General features: G+C 47.4%; 12 protein-coding genes. 10 read left to right on the top strand and 2 right to left on the bottom strand.

The annotated features are described in order from the left end of the window. Window positions 1-21 precede the first annotated feature (21 nt). Window positions 22-300, top strand: a complete 279-nt coding sequence (locus tag WH46_RS02560; protein WP_046225564.1) for a holin — start codon at window positions 22-24, stop codon at window positions 298-300. A 256-nt stretch (window positions 301-556) separates the two neighbouring features. On the opposite strand, the gene WH46_RS02555 is transcribed toward WH46_RS02560, so the two are convergent. Then, window positions 557-2,452: a 5'-nucleotidase C-terminal domain-containing protein gene (locus WH46_RS02555; protein ID WP_069202827.1), complete on the bottom strand. Its 1,896-nt coding sequence runs from the start codon at window positions 2,450-2,452 to the stop codon at window positions 557-559. 460 nt (window positions 2,453-2,912) lie between these two features. On the opposite strand from WH46_RS02555, the gene WH46_RS02550 reads away from it, so the two are divergent. The 5 genes from WH46_RS02550 to WH46_RS02530 all read left to right on the top strand — a co-directional run bounded on the left by WH46_RS02550 (window position 2,913) and on the right by WH46_RS02530 (window position 9,528). Continuing rightward, the gene (locus WH46_RS02550) at window positions 2,913-4,553 is read left to right on the top strand and encodes an ABC transporter substrate-binding protein (protein WP_046225563.1); all 1,641 of its coding nucleotides are present in this window, start codon (window positions 2,913-2,915) and stop codon (window positions 4,551-4,553) included. Between the two features lie 146 nt (window positions 4,554-4,699). Continuing rightward, window positions 4,700-5,704 carry an ABC transporter permease gene (locus WH46_RS02545; RefSeq protein WP_017812840.1) on the top strand — a complete coding sequence of 335 codons (1,005 nt, stop codon included), beginning with the start codon at window positions 4,700-4,702 and terminating at the stop codon, window positions 5,702-5,704. A gap of 11 nt (window positions 5,705-5,715) precedes the next feature. Beyond that, on the top strand, window positions 5,716-6,612 hold the full coding sequence (gene nikC, locus WH46_RS02540; RefSeq protein ID WP_017812841.1) for a nickel transporter permease: 897 nt from the start codon (window positions 5,716-5,718) through the stop codon (window positions 6,610-6,612). Between the two features lie 349 nt (window positions 6,613-6,961). Beyond that, window positions 6,962-8,380 (top strand): deoxyguanosinetriphosphate triphosphohydrolase family protein, encoded by a 1,419-nt coding sequence (locus WH46_RS02535; protein WP_407944391.1) that lies wholly within the window; start codon window positions 6,962-6,964, stop codon window positions 8,378-8,380. Window positions 8,381-8,589: 209 nt separating this feature from the next. Further along, complete coding sequence (locus tag WH46_RS02530) at window positions 8,590-9,528, top strand: MsnO8 family LLM class oxidoreductase (protein WP_046225562.1); 939 nt, start codon at window positions 8,590-8,592, stop codon at window positions 9,526-9,528. Between the two features lie 179 nt (window positions 9,529-9,707). Here the strand turns inward: WH46_RS02530 and WH46_RS02525 are convergent, their stop codons facing one another. Then, window positions 9,708-10,661 carry a D-2-hydroxyacid dehydrogenase gene (locus WH46_RS02525; RefSeq protein WP_046225561.1) on the bottom strand — a complete coding sequence of 318 codons (954 nt, stop codon included), beginning with the start codon at window positions 10,659-10,661 and terminating at the stop codon, window positions 9,708-9,710. Between the two features lie 296 nt (window positions 10,662-10,957). On the opposite strand from WH46_RS02525, the gene thpR reads away from it, so the two are divergent. The 4 genes from thpR (at window position 10,958) to gltB (ending at window position 18,652) form a co-directional block, all read left to right on the top strand. Next, on the top strand, window positions 10,958-11,530 hold the full coding sequence (thpR, locus tag WH46_RS02520) for an RNA 2',3'-cyclic phosphodiesterase (protein WP_046225560.1): 573 nt from the start codon (window positions 10,958-10,960) through the stop codon (window positions 11,528-11,530). Window positions 11,531-11,829: 299 nt separating this feature from the next. Continuing rightward, complete coding sequence (locus WH46_RS02515) at window positions 11,830-12,645, top strand: cell wall hydrolase (RefSeq protein WP_046225559.1); 816 nt, start codon at window positions 11,830-11,832, stop codon at window positions 12,643-12,645. A 111-nt stretch (window positions 12,646-12,756) separates the two neighbouring features. Continuing rightward, window positions 12,757-13,443: a metal-dependent hydrolase gene (locus tag WH46_RS02510; protein WP_046225558.1), complete on the top strand. Its 687-nt coding sequence runs from the start codon at window positions 12,757-12,759 to the stop codon at window positions 13,441-13,443. Between the two features lie 607 nt (window positions 13,444-14,050). Further along, complete coding sequence (gene gltB / locus WH46_RS02505) at window positions 14,051-18,652, top strand: glutamate synthase large subunit (protein WP_046225557.1); 4,602 nt, start codon at window positions 14,051-14,053, stop codon at window positions 18,650-18,652. The last annotated feature ends 209 nt before the right edge of the window (window positions 18,653-18,861 follow it).

The raw sequence follows: 18,861 nt of genomic DNA, 5'->3' as shown, positions 1-18,861 counted from the left end.
TAGGGGAGAGGAGAGAAAGATATGGAACTGTTTAATGATGTACTGGCATTTGCGTCTACACTGGCTGTGATTATCCTGGCACTTGTTCAGATGGTCAAAATGGCGATTACTATTCCTAAAAATCTGGTGCCGGTGTTGGGGATGATGATCGGGCTGCTGATTGGTGCGGCAGCTTATCCATTTACCGAATTGGATCTGGTTGCTCGGTTGTGGGCTGGTGGACTGGGTGGTCTGTCGGCGACCGGATTGTTCGAGCTGGCATTCAATCCGAAAAACGGAACGACCAAAGAAAGTCGTTAACGGATATGCCGAACGTATTAATATGAAATATGCTGCACTCTGATCACTACTGACTACACAGTCTTCAACCGTACACTTAAGAAGCAAGAAGTGTAAGCTTCTATGAAATGAATACTAATAAACCAAAAAAGGACCTGGCATATAACCGGGTCCTTTTTGTATTTACAGCTGATTGGAATACTTTACATTCGTATGCATATCATACATATTAAATATCCCATATTCCAGGATCACATCTTACACACTGAACTATCGATTACGAAGCATCCGGCAGTTCAAGTTTTTGACCTGGATAGATCCAGTGGGCATTGGTCAAGTCATTGGTATCCCGCAGTTCCTGCCATGTTGTTCCGTGTTTTTTGGCGATAGAGTACAGAGTATCACCGCTTTTTACTACATATACATCAGCGTCCGATGATGCAGCAGGAGCTGTCGGTTTGGCTGGAGCTGGTTTGGTTGCTGTTGATGGCTTGGCTGGAGCCGGTTTTGCTGGAGTCACAGGCTTGACTGGAGCTGCCGGTTTGGTCGCAGCGGGTTTGTCAGCAGGAGCAGGTGCTGGCTTGGTAGCACTGCCCGGTGTTGGTGCTGCTGTAATCCGCTTCTCGGATGCTGGCATATCCACACTGCCCAGGGACTGCATATGCTGAATCAGTGCTTCGTCCAGTGTTCCGTAGGTTCCGGTCTGCTGTTTGCCGAGGAACATTTTGTATTCGTCGCCGCCGGCTACAAGGAAATCATTGGTAGCGACGTTGTAGGTTTTGTTCAGATCCAGTGGTGCACCCGCTACCGTTACGGAGTGAACTCGGCTGCCTGCCGGTTTGGCAGGATCAATTTTGTACGTGATTCCGGATACATGGGCAAAGGCACCTTTGGCAGTTGGATAGTCGGTAGCGCCATTTTCCAGAGCTGCCAGAATATCTGCACCTGTCACATCGATGGAAATGACCAGGTTACCAAATGGAAGAACAGTAACGACATCGCCTTTGGTCACTGATCCGGCGTCGATCGAAGCACGGATACCACCGCCATTAGTAATAGCTGCATCTGCACCCGATACGGAACGCATCGCGTCAGTGATCAGATCACCAAGATTAGTTTCGCCTGCGCGTACTTTTTCACGGGAACCATCCAGCAGTACAGAGGATTTGGCTACTTCTTCATTCAGGATTGGCTCCTGGGAAGACTTGATCGAAGTGATCAGACTGGCAACTTCCGGATCCGGAGTTACGCCAGCAGCTGCTTTCTCATCTACAGTGTAGGCTTCTTTTTTGGTTACATCCCCTTTGTCGACCCACAGGTCGACGACACCCAGATGCTCGCCGTATTCACCCGTACTGGCGATCAGGGTACCATTTTCCAGCTGCCCTTTTTCCAGCAGGGTATGACTGTGACCATCGATAAATACATCGATACCTGGCACAGCGTTGACAATATCAATACTGGTCTGTTCAGTAGATTGATCCATACCGATATGACCCATAGCTACGATAACATCAACTTTGCCCTGCAGCTCGGCTACCATTTTGCGAGCAGCTTCGGTAGGATCTGTAAAGCTGACATTGGTTACGTTATTAGGATTGGTTTTGTAAGCCGTCTCTGGTGTAGTCAGACCGAAGAATCCGATTTTTACACCATTTACTTCACGGATGATATAAGGCTCAAAAGGAGCAGCGCCGGTATCCTTTTGAGTGAGATTGGCAGAGATAAACGGGAAATTAGCCATTTTGGACAATTCCACCAGTCGTTCATAACCATAGTCGAACTCATGGTTACCTGGCGTCAATGCTGCAAAGTTCATTTCGTTCATGACTTTGATAATACTCTCGCCGCGAACAAGAGTAGCAAATGAAGTACCGTGTACAGCATCTCCGTCATCTACGAGCAGTGTATTCGGATTGGCTTCCCGATACAGATCGGCAAGTCCGGCAATTTTGGCAAGTCCCATATATGGAGACTCTTCCAGGGCATGAGCATGAACATCGTTCGTATGTAAGAGAGTGATATGCGTACCTGTTCCCGCATCCTGTTCAATCTGCTGCTTGATGCCTTCTACTGTGAGAGCAGTTGGAGCAGCAGCATGTACCAGACTGGACATGTTCAAAGTGAACATTGCTGACACAGCCAAGCTGAAAATCATTTTTTTTGTTACCATAAGTATTGTAAGCCTCCCCTTTTGCTTGATATCACTTCATTCTAGCAGTTTTTTATTAAAAGTGTTACTACCTTTAGTGAGTTTGTTTGTTAAATAACTAGTAAATTAGCATAATTATGAAATTAAATACATAAAATATATTACTATATTGTCCAAATATAACAGGAGAACAAAAGTAATACTTCGCTTGACTAAATGTAAGCGGATACTAAAATAAATATAAAGGCAGTAATGCCATAAAAAGGCGAAAGTGTATCGAAAACTGTCGTTTGATGTTAGTTATTAAAATGAAAATCATAAAATATGTAAAAATTCATTGCCAAACACGACATCATAATGTAAATTAAATTCATCCTGTGGTCAATTCCAATTTCTTCTATCTGTAATAGTATACATATAGAGACAGAGATAGTGGATACAGATTGGGTTGATCATGATTTTGCCATTCAGAAGGGAGCCAATGCTTGTGAGAAAAAGTTGGACAATTATGGTTACGCTGGTTTTATCGTTTGTACTGATCCTGTCAGGCTGCAGTGGCAATAACGATTCAGCTGCACCGGCTGCTTCCGATTCAGGCGGCGAAGCCGCTGGCGGTGGAACACTGATTGTAGGACGTGGTGGCGATTCGGCTGCACTTGATCCATCGATTGTAACTGATGGAGAGTCACTCAAGATTGCCCAGCAGGTATTTGATCCCCTGCTTGCATACAAATCAGGTACTACCGAAGTGGAACCTGCCCTCGCAGAGAGCTGGACCATTTCTGATGATGGTCTAACGTATACTTTCAAGCTGCGTAAAGGTGTAAAGTTCCATGATGGCACGGATTTTAATGCAGATGCTGTCGTGTTTAACTTTAACCGCTGGAATGATCCGAAAAGCGAATTCAAGTTCGAAGGAGACTCCTTTGACTATTATGATTCCATGTTCGGTCCCGAAGAAGCACGTGTAATCAAAAGTGTAAAAGCGGTAGATGAGTCTACTGTTGAGTTCCAATTGAACAACCCTCAAGCTCCTTTCCTGCAAAATCTGGCTATGCCTCCATTTTCTATTGCCAGTCCTACCGCTATTGAAAAAGAAAAAGAAAACTTCAAATCGAATCCTGTAGGTACCGGCCCATTCGTATTCAAGGAATGGAAACGCAGTGACTCGATTACACTCGATAAAAATCCAAATTACTGGCAGCAGGGTCTGCCCAAAGTAGATCAGGTAATTGTTCGTGCTATCCCGGATAATACTGCCCGTTTCAATGCGCTGCAAAACGGCGAGATTGACCTGATGGAAGATCTGAGCCCGGATGATCTGGCAACACTGGAAAGCAATCCGGATCTACAGAAATTCAACCGCCCGCCTTTCAATGTAGCCTATCTGGGCTTCAATACAGCCAAAAAACCATTTGATAATCCCAAAGTGCGCGTAGCACTCAACTATGCAGTAGATAAAAAAGGTATTATTGACGCTTTCTTTGCCGGTCAGGCAGAGGCTGCAGTGAACCCGATCCCACCAACGCTGTGGGGCTATAACAAGAGTGTCGAAGATTATCCGTTTGACCTGGCCAAAGCCAAGCAGCTGCTGGCAGATGCCGGTTATCCAAACGGTATTGATCAGGAACTGACATTCTATGCTATGCCAGTATCCCGTCCGTATATGCCGGATGGACGCAAAGTAGCTGAAGTCATTCAGGCAAGTTTTGCCCAAATCGGTGTAAAAGTATCGATCCAGTCACCAGAGTGGGCGACCTATCTGGATGATCTGAGCAAAGGGGAAAAAGACGATCTGTTCATCATCGGCTGGACCGGCGATAATGGCGACCCGGATAACTTCTTCTACCCGCTGCTCGACAAAGACTCTATCGGAGGTAATAACTACAGCCAGTATGTGAGCGAACCGCTGCACAAAGTACTGGTGCAGGCACAGCAGGAAACCGATCAGGATGCACGTGCCAAGCTGTATGAGCAGGCTCAGGTTATTGTCAAAAAAGACGCACCATGGGTACCGCTTGTACACTCTACACCACTACTTGCTGCAACGTCCAAGCTGAAAGGCTATACACCTTCGCCAACAGGTTCGGAGCCTTACGCAGATATCTACATCGAGCAGTAAACAACTAAAAAGAGCGGAAGAGCAGATTGAATTCCGTGCTTCCGCTCTTTTGTTTTATCGCATCAAGAGAGCTGGAGTGACATGTTGGCCTAGTGGCAGTCGTGTCATTTCACTATCCAAATGAACGTATGGCGGGTGATGAATGCGTGGGTTCCTATATTGCAAAACGTCTGCTCGTACTGATACCGGTACTGCTGGGCATGACACTCATTGTTTTTTCCATTATACATGCTATTCCTGGTGATCCGGCAGATACGATACTGGGAGATAAGGCAACCGAGCAATCCAAGCAGGCACTGCGTGAACAGCTCGGTCTGGATCGCCCCTGGCTGGAACAGTATTTTGCCTATCTGGGTGATCTGCTGACCGGTGATCTGGGAAATTCTATCCGTACCCGCGAGCCAATCACAGAAGAAATTGGCCCTTATCTGGCTGCTACAGTAGAACTGACTGTAGCGAGTATGCTGTTTGCGATTATTATTGGTGTAAATGCAGGAATCGTGAGCGCATGGAAACATAATTCCTGGTTCGACTACATTTGTATGCTGATTGCACTGGTTGGCGTATCCATGCCGATCTTCTGGCTCGGGTTAATGGAGCAGTGGATATTCGCCAATGAACTGCATTGGCTGCCATCGATCGGACGGATGAACTCGCGCAATCCTATGGAAGGCATTACCGGATTCTATGTATTGGATGCGATAATCTCCGGTCAGTGGTCACAGCTGTGGACCGTGATGAAGCATCTGATTCTGCCATCGATTGCATTGGGGACGATCCCTATGGCAGTTATTGCACGGATGACTCGCTCCAGCATGCTGGAAGTCATGCAGTCCGATTATATCCGTACAGCCAAAGCCAAAGGTATTTCCAAATTCCTGGTTATTTACAAGCATGGTCTGAAAAACGCCTTTATTCCTGTGCTGACAGTTATCGGTATTCAGACGGGTGCGCTGCTTGGCGGTGCCGTACTGACCGAGACGATCTTCGCTTGGCCGGGTGTGGGAAGATACATTTATGAAGCAATCAGCAACCGTGATTATCCGGTGATCCAATCGGGCATCCTGATTATTGCGGTCATGTTCGTAATTATTAATCTGCTGGTGGATCTGCTCTATGCTTTATTTGATCCGCGCATCCAGTACAAGTAAGAGGTGAGAATATGACACAAGCATCACTGGATACGGGGTCGGGAGCACAGCTCAAGGAAATCAAGTCAGGACCATGGCGGGATGGGATTCGCCTGTTCATGCGCAACAAAACAGCAGTAGTCGGATTGGTCATCGTTCTGTTCTTCGTCCTGTTGGCGCTGCTGGCTCCGCTAATTACGCCTTATGATTATACGGCTCAGGTATTGTCGGAGCGATTGCAGTCTCCATCGGCAGAGCACTGGTTTGGCACGGATGATCTGGGACGGGATATTTTCACAAGAACGATCTATGGAGCCCGGATTTCTCTCTGGGTAGGGTTACTTTCTGTGGTCGGTTCGATTATTATCGGTACACTGCTCGGTCTGGTAGCCGGATTTTATGGCAAATGGGTAGATATGATCATTTCCCGTTTCTTCGATATTCTGCTCGCTTTTCCGGGAATTCTGCTGGCGATTGCGATCGTTGCCATTCTGGGACCTTCTTTGCAAAATGCACTGTATGCGATCGCGATTGTTAATATTCCTACCTACGGCCGATTGGTACGTGCCCGCGTACTGTCATTACGACAGGAAGAATTTATTACAGCAGCTCGGGCGATTGGCGTCCGGGATTCACGGATTCTGCTGCGCCATATTCTGCCGAATAGTCTCACACCGATTATCGTGCAGGGTACACTCGGCGTGGCAACCGCCATTATCGAGGCAGCCGGTCTTGGATTCCTTGGATTGGGTGCTCAGCCACCTGATCCGGAGTGGGGAAAAATGTTGTCGGATTCCCGTCAATTTATCCAAACCGCGCCATGGACAGTAATTTTCCCGGGACTATGTATCCTGCTCACATCGCTTGGATTTAATCTGATGGGAGACGGTCTGCGGGATACCTTTGATCCGAAGCTCAAAAACCGCTAATAATTGTTTCCATCCAAACGCATAAAATGAATCCGGATCTGATGATCCGGATTTTTTTCTTCTATAATATAGGGGACGCGCACAGCAGCATAGAGGATAGCTTTGAGAAGACAGACAGCGTATAGATATCAAACCGAAGTAAGTCTAATGATAAAGAGGCAAATAAAAACATGATCTAATTCCTGGTATACTGTCTGGGGAAATATATCCTGAAACGGTTAAATAAAAGCGTAAGAGCATATAACTCATTCATCGGTTCACAGGATATCCTTCCCTACAGGCTAAAAAATGTGTATAATCACTCCAATCCGGCACGTTAGAGGATGCAGAAAATATAGGAGAACATGATATGGATAAATTTGTGGAATTAAAATCGATGCGGGAGCATCGTCAATATGAGGAAGACAAGCATGAAGCTTCGCGTGAAGCCTATGAACGGGATTATTCCCGGCTTATTCATTCGCCGACCTTTCGCCGTTTGCAGGGAAAATCCCAGGTATTCGGTGCAGGAACTGGTGACTATTATCGTACCCGTCTGACGCATTCCCTGGAAGTCGCCCAGATTGCCAGACAGGCAGCCAAAAGTCTGCTCAGCCATTATCCTGAAATTGATGAGCAGCGCGGAGAGAATCCGGGACTGATCATACATCCCGAAGTGGTCGAATGTGCTTCGATTGCGCATGATTTTGGACATCCCCCTTTTGGACACAAAGGAGAGGAAGTACTCGCTCATATTTTGGAAGACTGGATCGAGCAGAAGACGGCCGAAACGCTGAAGGGCAGAGATGTGTCCGAGCAAGAGCGTGCACAAATACATCTGCAGATCCGCGAGAAATATGAGCATTTCGAAGGTAATGCGCATAATTTTCGGCTCATTATGTTTCTGGAGAAGCGGGAGAATCTGAATGGACTAAACCTGTGTGATGCTGTCCTGCTGGGCATCAACAAATATCCTTACTCGGGTCTGGTCAACAAAAAGGGATTGTATCAGCATGAATGGCAATATATTCGTCAGATTCGTGAAAAATGGGGCATTCCCGATGGCAAGACGACGCTGGAAGCACAATTGATGGATCTTTGTGATGATATTGCCTATTCGGCACATGATCTGGAGGATGGCATCAAGGCAGGCAAAATTGAGGTGCATGAGCATTTCATGCATGATCCTCATATCCGCCGCCTGATCATGGAGAAGATTACTACCCTGGAAGACCGATTCTGGAAAGGGTGGGACAATGAGCGGATTGAAGCCAAAGTCGATGAAGTGCTGAATGCCTATCTGCGTGTATGGGGAGAGAAGCTGCCTACTTGTGGACTGGATTACTCCCGCACCCGCCGCGAAGTCAAAGCGTATTGGGTAAATCATTTTGTCAGTCAGCTTGGCGTTATTGAAGACCAGAATTGGAAAAAAATCACCTTTGTCTCGGATAACCGTGAAGATGAAGATATGCTGCGTACCGTAAGTGTACTCAAAAGTTTCGCCTGGGTAACCATGATCCGTGATCTGCGGGTGCAACGTCTGCAAAAGCGCAGCGAATGGATTATTCGCCGTCTGTGGAAAGCGTTTGTCGATCAGGATACCTCTATGGCCATTATTCCTCCCGATTGGCTGCAGCGTTTTGAACATGATCAGGCGAGTCCGGAGCCGGTATGGACTTGGGAGCGTATGATTATTGATTATATCGCCGGCATGACCGATGCATTTGCCGAGAAGATCTATAATGAATTATATGGTCTCAAAGTCGGCTCGATCTATGATGTGGACTAAACGGGTTGATAATATATAATGATCATATTTTATGTTTATTAAACGGCTAGGCGACAGTCATTCAAGCTGTTCTATTGACTGCCAAACAGGTCTGACAAAACCATTTCCAAACGACTTTCTACTATTATAATGTATGCACGCAAATGAACATTTTATTCGCGTAAATCAGACAAGCGTAGACTGCAAAATGAACAGAGGAGGAGGCATCCATGACTTACGAGAAAATACCTCTTGGCATATTGGATATGTCGCCTGTACTGGAAGGTGCTTCGGTAGAGGCTGCACTGGAGCGTTCCGTGCAGCTGGCGATCATGGCAGAAAATGCAGGTTATCATCGATTTTGGCTATCCGAACATCATGATATGGCACAGCTGGCATGTACTGCGCCTGAAATCCTGCTTTCCCATATTGGAGCACGAACTTCATCAATACGCCTCGGTGCCGGAGCGGTATTACTGCCGCATTATCGTCCGATGAAAGTAGCCGAGACGTTTCGAATGCTGGGAGCCTTATACCCGGGGCGTATCGATCTGGGTATCGGACGTGCTCCGGGCGGATCGGCACATGCAGCGATTGCACTGAGCGGCAACTATTTGTCCCATGTTGCCCAGATGCCGGAGCTGGTCCGAGATCTGCGTAGTCTTCTACAGGACGAATATAAGGTAGAAGATACCCTTGTGCAGGCTCGACCGCAACCGGCTTATCCGCTGGAATGCTGGATGCTCGGTACGAATCGCAAAAGTGCAGTTCTGGCTGCCCAGAATGGTACCGGATATGTATTTGGTTATTTTATGAGCGGTAGTGATGGAGAAGCTGCAGTCGAACATTATCGGGCGAACTTCCAGCCTTCTGCCTTGCATACGGAGCCGCGGGTCATACTCGCTGTAAAGGTGATCGCTGGACAGACCGACCAGGAAGCAGAACGATTGTATGAACGTTGGAAAACTTCGCCTGCAGGTATTGCATCAATCGGCGAAGAGATTCCTGCCCCTATTGTGGGTGGTCAGCAATCAATCTGGCAGCAATTTCAGGAATTAAGTCTTCGATATAGGGCGGATGAACTACTGCTAATTTGCCCGCTTAATCGTTATCAAGAGCGTATTAACGTTTATGAATCGATTGCCTCATGGACACCTCAACCAAACTAATAATTACTGCTACAACCTTGGAAATGACATATTTATTACATGTAGTGATTGAATATACAGTTCGATATAACTACGAAAATCAGGGATTATCCTGATTTACAAACCTAAAAAGAGGCGTTTCCCATAGCGGAAATCGCCTCTTTTTATAGTACAATAATGCTTATTTATTCACACTAAAATTAGTATTGTCTGCTATAATCCACCAGATTGACAGGCAGAGTCTGATCCTGCTGATAGGCTTTGAGATTTTCGGTAAAAATGTCAATGACACGGTCGGTATAATGCTCATTGCTGCCTGCAATATGAGGAGTAATGATGACCTGATCCATATCCCAAAGCGCATGATCTTCCGGCAGCGGCTCGGGATCAAATACATCAAGGCCTGCTCCCGCGATACTTCCGGATTGGAGAGCTTCTACCAGTGCATCCGTATCGACCGAAGGACCGCGGCCCACATTAATAAATATACTGCTGTCTTTCATCACGGCAAACCGCTCCCGGTTAAACAGCTGCTTGGTCTCCTGGGTGAGTGGCAAAATATTGACTACATAATCCCCTTGACCAAGTGCTTCATCAAGCTGTTCCATCGTATACATCTGATCGATTCCATCCTGATCCTTACCGGAACGTCGCACACCAATCGTTCGCATACCAAATGCTTTGGCGAGTTGTGCTGTACCTGCTCCAATATTACCGACTCCTACAATTACGATAGTCTTGCCGTGGAGCTCGGTAAATGTTCCACTCTCATCCCAGGCATGTTTTGTCTGGTTACGAATGGCCCGGTGCAGATTGCGTGAAAACGCAAGCATGTAGGCAAAAATCTGCTCCGAGATCGGGATAGTGTGTACGCCGTTGGCACTGGTTAACAGCACCTGTTTGTGCTCCAGCTGCTCCATAGGCATTTTATCCACGCCTGCCGACCAGGTTTGTATCCATTTTACAGGACAGTTATCCGATAAAATGAAATCCTGAAGCTTGCGTGACCAGCCGAGGATAATTTCTGCTTCGGCGAGTATGGCATCCGTAGTGTCGCGAACCGGAACGGTAACAATCTCATACGATGGTGCAGCTTCTTGTACTTTCTGCTTCTGTGATTCGGTGAGTTCCTGAAGAACAACGATTTTGGACATAAATATACCTCCCCGGTGAATAAACAATAATGTGCGTTATCTTCCAAATGATAACAAATTAACTCCTGTATACCAAATTGCTTTTATGAAAGAAGACTGTATTTTATGCTATTACCTGAATGGCTCCAGATCGAATCCGAACTAAAATATCAATTAATCGTTTTGCACAGTTTTGAAGATTAGTGTATACTGGTTGAGATCGTTCGGAACAGGTGTTCGTAATTGAGCGGTGATATAGTGTACGACAACTTCAATTACTTATTCAAATGTAAAAAGGATAGAAAGGGAGTGTAAGGATGGGAACCCAGCCCGGACAGGAACGTGTATTTGCAGCTGTACCAATCAAGGGTAAGGCAGCACAGACATTAGCTGCATGGAGCAGGATGGTACAAGAACATTACTTGTTCCGCCGCTGGACCTATGCTGAGGATATGCATATTACACTCCAGTTTTTTGGCGACGTGGATGTAGAGCAATTGCCGCAGCTTTGCACAGCTCTACAAAAGACAGCTGCAGAGAGCCAGCCCTTTCAGTTGCAGCTGGGACCCGCTGGAATATTCGGCAATCCTTTGGCTCCGCGAGTGCTATGGATTGGACCGGAGGGAGATACGGATAGTCTGCATCATCTGCAATCCGGAGTACAGCAAGTATGTATACCGCTTGGATTCGTACCGGAGCAGCGTCCGTATCATCCGCATCTGACAGTAGCTCGTAAATATAATGGTAACGAGCCGTTTGCAGACCTTTCTACTGATCTTTATCCCTCACCGGATTGCTGGCTGGTGGAGGAATTTGTATTGTATCGGACCCGTTTGGGGCATCAGCCAATGTATGAGGTGGCAGGTCAATTTCCGCTTCTTGGACGGTGACTATACCTAAAATCGTGAATTTGTCAATTTGACAAAAGTAAACAACTTATAATAATATACTTGCTGCTGCAATCCCGCGGCATTTTATAGGGGAATAGCATGATAATCATGCTCAAATAATCATTGAATTTCGGTAAATTCGGAGATTCAAATTCAAGTTGGCATTGCTCTGCATCACCGGAGGCGAAATAACACTGTGAACCACATGTGATTCAAAATTTGAATGTTGGTGTATTCAAATGGAAGGTCAAAAAGGTTACATAGGGTTAGGAGTATGCTAACAGTACTGGAGGAAGAAAATGGATTTTATTAGACGCAATCAGTGGATTACGCCTTTACTCGGCGTGCTTTTTATATTCGTTATGTCCCTCCCTTTCTGGATGGATTCCAAAATGACGAGCGAACAATCCTTTACTGAGCTGCCTGCATGGGGTGCACAGCCGGCGGGTTCGGTTCATCATGCCCAGAATGTCAGGACCGGCACTACATTTATGACATGGAACGAGAATCATACCCAAAAATTGATTCATCAGGTCAAGTCAGAACAAGCTGCAGCACTCAAAGCGGAACAGCACAAGAAAAAAGCTGCACAAATCAAGGCGAACACCGCTACAGCCAAGGCAAAAGCAATGCCGACGGCAGTGACGGCAAGTTCGTCAATTAGTGATTCCACCCCAACCCACTTATACTTTACTCGGACAAAGCTGCTTAGCCAGAGTAATAAATCTCAGGCTACCTGGACCTACGCATTGTCTGATAAAGAACAGCTCCTGCTCGAACGTATTGTTATGGCAGAGGCTGAAGGCGAACCGTACGAAGGCAAAGTGGCAGTTGCCAATGTTGTCTTAAACCGGCTGCGGTCCGCTAATTTCCCCGACACGATTAAAGATGTAATCTATCAGAGATATCAATTCTCTCCGGTAACCAATGGCAGATTCGAGCGTGTGACACCTAACGCCGATTCGGTAAAAGCTGTACATGCAGCATTGGAAGGCCAAAAGGAAGTTCCGGACAATACGTATTATTTTGTGTCGCTTTCCCTGGCGACAGATTTTGATATTCCCAATACCCGTACCAAGGTAGAGAAAATTGGTCACCATACGTTTTATAAATAAGCTGCCGCTTGCTGGAGCTTGTTCTGTCTGCCGTGCGAAGTTACACTTCTGCTGCGGATGATGATACAATAAACGGTGGAAAATCAATTCAATACCGGAGGTGCTTCATCCATGAAAATCACATATTACGGTCAATCCTGTCTGCTGGTCGAAGAAGGCGGCAAAAAGGTCATTATCGACCCATTTCTGTCCGGCAATCCGCAAGTCAATGTTGATCCCAAAGACATCCAGGTGGATGCGGTTATTCTGACACATGGTCACGGTGATCACTACGGTGACACAGTGGAGATTGCCAAGAATAATAATTGTCCGGTGATTGCAATCGTTGAATTGGCACAGTATGCAGCCAGCCAGGGAGCTCCCGAAGTAGTAGGGATGAATCTGGGCGGAGCCAAGCAATTTGACGGATTCAAAGTCAAATTCACGCTTGCCTTCCATACTTCTTCCATTCAGGATGGAGATCAGACCATTTATCTGGGCGAACCTGCAGGTATCCTGCTGACTATGGGTGGCAAAACGCTGTACCATGCAGGTGACACCGCACTGTTCGGCGATATGAAGCTGATCGGTGAATTGAACACTATCGACGTAGCTGCGCTGCCGATTGGTGACTTCTATACCATGGGTCCCGAAGATGCACTGCTGGCTGCCGAATGGAGCAAAGCTGGTCATGTCATCCCTGTGCACTACAATACCTTCCCGCCGATCGAGCAGGATGGGGATGCTTTTGTTGCGGAATTGCAAAAGAAATGCCTGAAGGGCTCTGTGCTCCAGGTTGGCGAAAGTGTAGATATTTAATCTATACGTATGCGTGATTGATTGTAAAAATTGGTTAATGAGTAACTCCAAATATTCCGGACAAGCCGTTATGTACTTCTCTGGATAAATAAATAGCTTTGATTCTGCTAAGGAAGCGCCCGGCTCTGTAAGATGGAGCCTGGCGCTTTTTGATATAGCACTTTTTAATATCCAAATAGTCCAATAAAATAATTGAATATAATATTAATTATAATGTATAATCATACACTATAATATATTGTGCTGCGTTATCACACTAATGCTTTGACGCAAAATAATAATTTATCAGATATATAAAAAGTTTGAATTGCTATGATGTGAGCTCAGTGTTAAAATGTATAAAACCCATTAGGTTACAACGATATCACATACGCTGAGTAAGTCGCTTGAATCCATAAGTGGATAATTATTCTTCCGCTGTTACTCCCAAACTTTATATTCAAATAGGCTGCTTCCATTGCATTCGAATCTGCAGAGATGTATATCCCGATGAATGGAGAGAGCAGTCTGTTTTGTATACCCTATCCTTTAGCAGCATTCTTCTTCGTATGGCCGTCCTCTGGCTCGTCTTCTGACATTTCACTTCATAATAGAAAGGTTGCGTATTATGAACATTACAGGTTTACCTCCGAAGCAGGGTCTTTATGACCCGCAGTTTGAAAAAGATGCCTGCGGTATGGGATTTACCGCGCATATCAAAGGAACACCTAGTCACCAGATTGTTAGTCAGGCACTCACGATGCTCGAAAACATGGAGCACCGCGGCGGTCAGGGCAGTGAACCGAATTCCGGTGACGGAGCCGGTATTATGGTCCAGATTCCACATCGCTTTTTTGTTAAGGAAGCCCGTACAAACGGATTTGAACTGCCCGAAAAGGGACAATACGGCGTAGCCATTGTTTTCTTGTCCCGTGATGAAGAGCTGCGCAGCCGTCATGAAGCTGTGCTGAAAAGTATTATTGAGCAGGAAGGTCAGGTATACCTCGGAGCACGTACCGTACCGACGGATGACAGTACGCTCGGCAAGTCCGCCAAAGATGCCAAGCCGGTTGTACGCCAGTTTTTCATTGGACGCAGTGAGGCGCTGCAAGGTCAGGATGAGCTGTCTTTTGAACGCAAGCTGTATGTCATTCGCCGTCTGGCAGAACGTCATATTCGTTTTGCGGAAGAAGCGGGTGGAGAGACGTTCTACATTCCAAGTCTGTCCTGTCGTAAAGTCGTCTACAAAGGGATGCTGACAACTGCCCAGGTCGGAGAATTCTATCTCGATCTGCGAGATGAAGAGTTTGAATCGGCGATGGCACTCGTGCATTCCCGTTTCAGTACCAATACGTTTCCAAGCTGGGATCGTGCCCATCCGTATCGTTTTATGATTCATAACGGTGAGATCAATACGATGCGCGGTAATGTGAACTGGATGCATGCCCGTCAGTCCCTGTTCGAGAGTGAAGTATTCGGCGCGGATATCGACAAGATCCGTCCGGTTATCAACCCGGATGGTTCGGATACGGCGATGTTTGATAATACGCTGGAGTTCCTTTATCTGAATGGACGTTCCCTGCCGCATGTAGCGATGATGATGGTACCGGAGCCATGGAGCAATCACGACACCATGGATGAGAAGAAAAAGGCGTTTTACCAGTATCATAGCTGTCTGATGGAACCATGGGATGGACCTGCCGCTATGGCATTTACCGATGGTATTCAGATTGGTGCGATGCTTGACCGTAATGGTCTGCGCCCGGCGCGTTATTATGTAACCAAAGACGATCGGATTATTCTCTCTTCCGAAGTCGGTGTACTCGATATACCGGCAGAGGATATTTTATACAAAGACCGGCTGCGTCCTGGACGGATGCTGCTGATCGATACACAGGAAGGCCGTATCATTTCCGATGAAGAAATCAAGGAAAAGATCGCTTCCGAGCAGCCGTATGCCGAGTGGCTGGAAGAACATCTCATGAATCTGGAAGAAGTTCCGGAAGCACCGGAAGCGATTCAGCCGGATCATGATAATGTACAGCAGCTGCAGCTGGCATTTGGTTATACCTTTGAAGAATTGCGCAAGGTGATCGAACCGATGGCAACTACCGGAGCAGAAGCGATTGGTTCGATGGGCTATGATGCACCGCTGGCTGTTTTATCGGATCAGCCGCAGCGCCTGTATAACTATTTCAAGCAAATGTTTGCTCAGGTAACCAATCCACCGATCGATGCGATTCGTGAGGAGATTGTGACCTCGACAGCTACAGCGATCGGACCGGAGCGCAATTTGCTCGATCCGCAGCCGGAGAGCTGTCGTCAGATTATTTTGAATACACCTATTTTGTCCAATGAAGATTTTGCCAAAGTACGTCATGTACGTCGTCCGGGCTTCAAGGCAATGACGATTCCAATCTTCTTTGAGGCATCCAAAGGTGCCGAAGGACTGCGTGCTGCACTGGTTAATCTATGTGAAGCAGCAGACCGTGTTATCGCCAAAGGCCATAATTTCCTGATTCTGTCCGACCGTGGTACAGACAAGGATAATGCGGCAATACCGGCGCTGCTGGCAGTAGCATGTCTGCATCACCATCTGATTCGCCAAGGAACACGTACCCGTGTCAGCCTGCTGCTCGAATCCGGTGAGCCGCGTGACGTGCATCATTTTGCATTGCTACTTGGTTATGGTATCAGCGCAGTCAATCCATATCTCGCATTCGAGACGATGCAGGATATGATCAAGCAAGGTCTGCTGCGTGGTATCTCTCATGACAAAGCGGTCAAAAACTATATTAAAGCCGTCACCAAAGGTGTCGTCAAGATTCTGTCCAAAATGGGAATTTCTACAATTCAATCCTATCGCGGCGCACAGATCTTCGAAGCTGTTGGTCTGAAGCAGGACTTTGTGGATCAATACTTTACCTGGACACCTTCCCGGATTGGCGGAATTGGTCTGGAAGAAGTGGCTCAGGAAGCCCTGTCACAGCATACTCGTGCGTTTACGGATAAAGACGGTAATGATCGTGTACTGGATTCTGGTGGCGATTATCAGTGGCGTAATGACGGGGAGCAGCATTTGTTCAACCCGCAGACGATTCATCTGCTGCAGCATGCTGTACGTACCGGTGATTACAAGCTCTACAAAAAATACGCTGCTCTGGTCGAGGGTGAGAATGAACAGCGTTTGACCCTGCGCTCGATGCTGCAGTTCAAGCCAAATGGGGCACCGATTCCACTGGAAGAAGTAGAGCCGATCGAATCGATCATGCGCCGCTTCAAGACCGGTGCGATGTCGTTTGGTTCGATCAGCAAGGAAGCACATGAGAGTCTGGCAATCGCGATGAACCGGATCGGCGGCAAGAGTAACACGGGCGAAGGCGGGGAAGACCCTGCGCGCTTCGTACCGGATGCCAATGGCGATTCCCGCCGCAGTGCGATCAAACAGGTTGCGTCCGGGCGGTTTGGCGTAACCTCCAACTATTTGGTCAATGCCGACGAAATCCAGATCAAAATGGCACAGGGTGCCAAGCCGGGTGAAGGCGGACAGCTGCCAGGCCGTAAAGTATATCCATGGGTAGCGGAAGTGCGTGGTTCCACGCCGGGTGTAGGCCTGATCTCACCGCCGCCGCATCATGATATTTATTCGATCGAGGATCTGGCCGAACTGATCTATGATCTCAAAAATGCCAACCCTCGTGCAGCGATCAATGTGAAGCTCGTATCCGAAGTGGGCGTCGGTACGATTGCAGCCGGTGTTGCCAAAGGACGTGCCGATATTATCCTCGTCAGCGGGTATGATGGTGGTACAGGAGCTTCTCCACAGGGTTCGATCCGCCATGCGGGTCTGCCATGGGAACTTGGACTGGCAGAGACCCAGCAGACGCTGATCATGAACAATCTGCGTGATCGTGTTGTACTGGAAACGGACGGCAAAATGCTGAGCGGACGCGATCTTGCGGTAGCTGCACTGCTCGGTGCCGAGGAATATGGTTTCTCTACCGCACCACTCGTAACGCTGGGTTGTATTATGATGCGTGTCTGTCAGATGGATACCTGTCCGGTTGGCGTAGCGACGCAAAACCCGGAACTGCGCAAAAACTTCACCGGTGATCCGGAACATGTAGTAAACTTCATGAAGTTTGTAGCAGAAGATCTGCGCGAAATTATGGCAGAGCTTGGTTTCCGTACTGTGCAGGAAATGGTAGGCCGTCTGGATTGTCTGGATGCTGCCAATGCTGCAGATCACTGGAAGAAAAAAGGACTGGATCTGTCTGTACTGCTGCATGAGCCTAAGCTTCCGGAAGGCAGCGAACGCTTCAATGTACAGCAGCAGAATCATCAGCTGGAAGAGACGCTGGATATGCAGCAGCTGCTTCCACTGGCGGCGTCTGCTCTGGAGAACGGCAGCCGTGTACAAGCGGAGCTTGCCATCTGCAACGTGAATCGGGCAACCGGAACGATTCTCGGTAGTGAAGTTACTCGTAAATACGGGGCAGCAGGTCTGCCGGAAGATACAATTACTTTCAATTTCAAAGGTTCGGCAGGTCAGAGCTTTGGCGCATTCGTACCGAAAGGGATGACACTTCAGGTCGAAGGCGATTGTAATGACTATGTCGGCAAAGGATTGTCCGGTGGTAAAATCATCGTCAAACCGGATGCCCAGGCGACCTTTGCAGCCGAAGAAAATATTATTATCGGTAATACGGCACTCTACGGAGCTACCAGCGGTGAAGCGTATATTAACGGTATTGCGGGCGAGCGGTTTGCCGTTCGTAACTCCGGTGCGAATATCGTAGTAGAAGGTACCGGTGATCATGGCTGCGAATATATGACTGGCGGACGTGTTGTCGTACTGGGTACAACCGGTCGTAACTTTGCAGCGGGAATGTCCGGTGGTGTAGCGTATGTACTTGATCCGAGTCATGATTTTGTCGGACGCTGCAATCTGGAGATGGTGCTGCTGGAATCGCTGGATGAACCGGAAGAGCTGGAAGAAGTGCGTGCACTGATCGAGCGTCATGTTCGTTATACCGGCAGTCCGGCAGGGCAGCGGGTACTGGAAGATTGGGAACATCAATCCCAGGATTTTGTACGTGTCATTCCAAAAGACTACAAACGGATGACCGAACAAATCCGCAAAGTTCACGAAAGCGGTCTGACTGGCGAAGCGGCATTGCTCGCTGCCTTCGAGGCCAATATGCGTGAACTGGCCCGTTCCGGTGCGTAGTTTGCTTGCAGGTCTCATGATGATGCTGGCGATATTTGATATTTTGGAATAACACAGCATCAAAGATAGAATAGAGAATCCGTGGAATCCAATCGTGGAATTGGAATGGTCTGGTAGCATAAGCTGCAGATCATCCGACTCCCGAGCGGAGCCTACGGGTTCTTTTTTTATCATCAGGGCAGTGTTACAATGATAACGCCAAGCACTGG

It is taken from the genome of Paenibacillus dauci (genome assembly GCF_000971985.1).
GTDB classification, from domain to species: domain Bacteria; phylum Bacillota; class Bacilli; order Paenibacillales; family Paenibacillaceae; genus Saccharibacillus; species Saccharibacillus dauci.
Note: the sequence above shows the minus strand (reverse complement) of the source record. Positions and strands in the feature narration are given on the sequence as shown.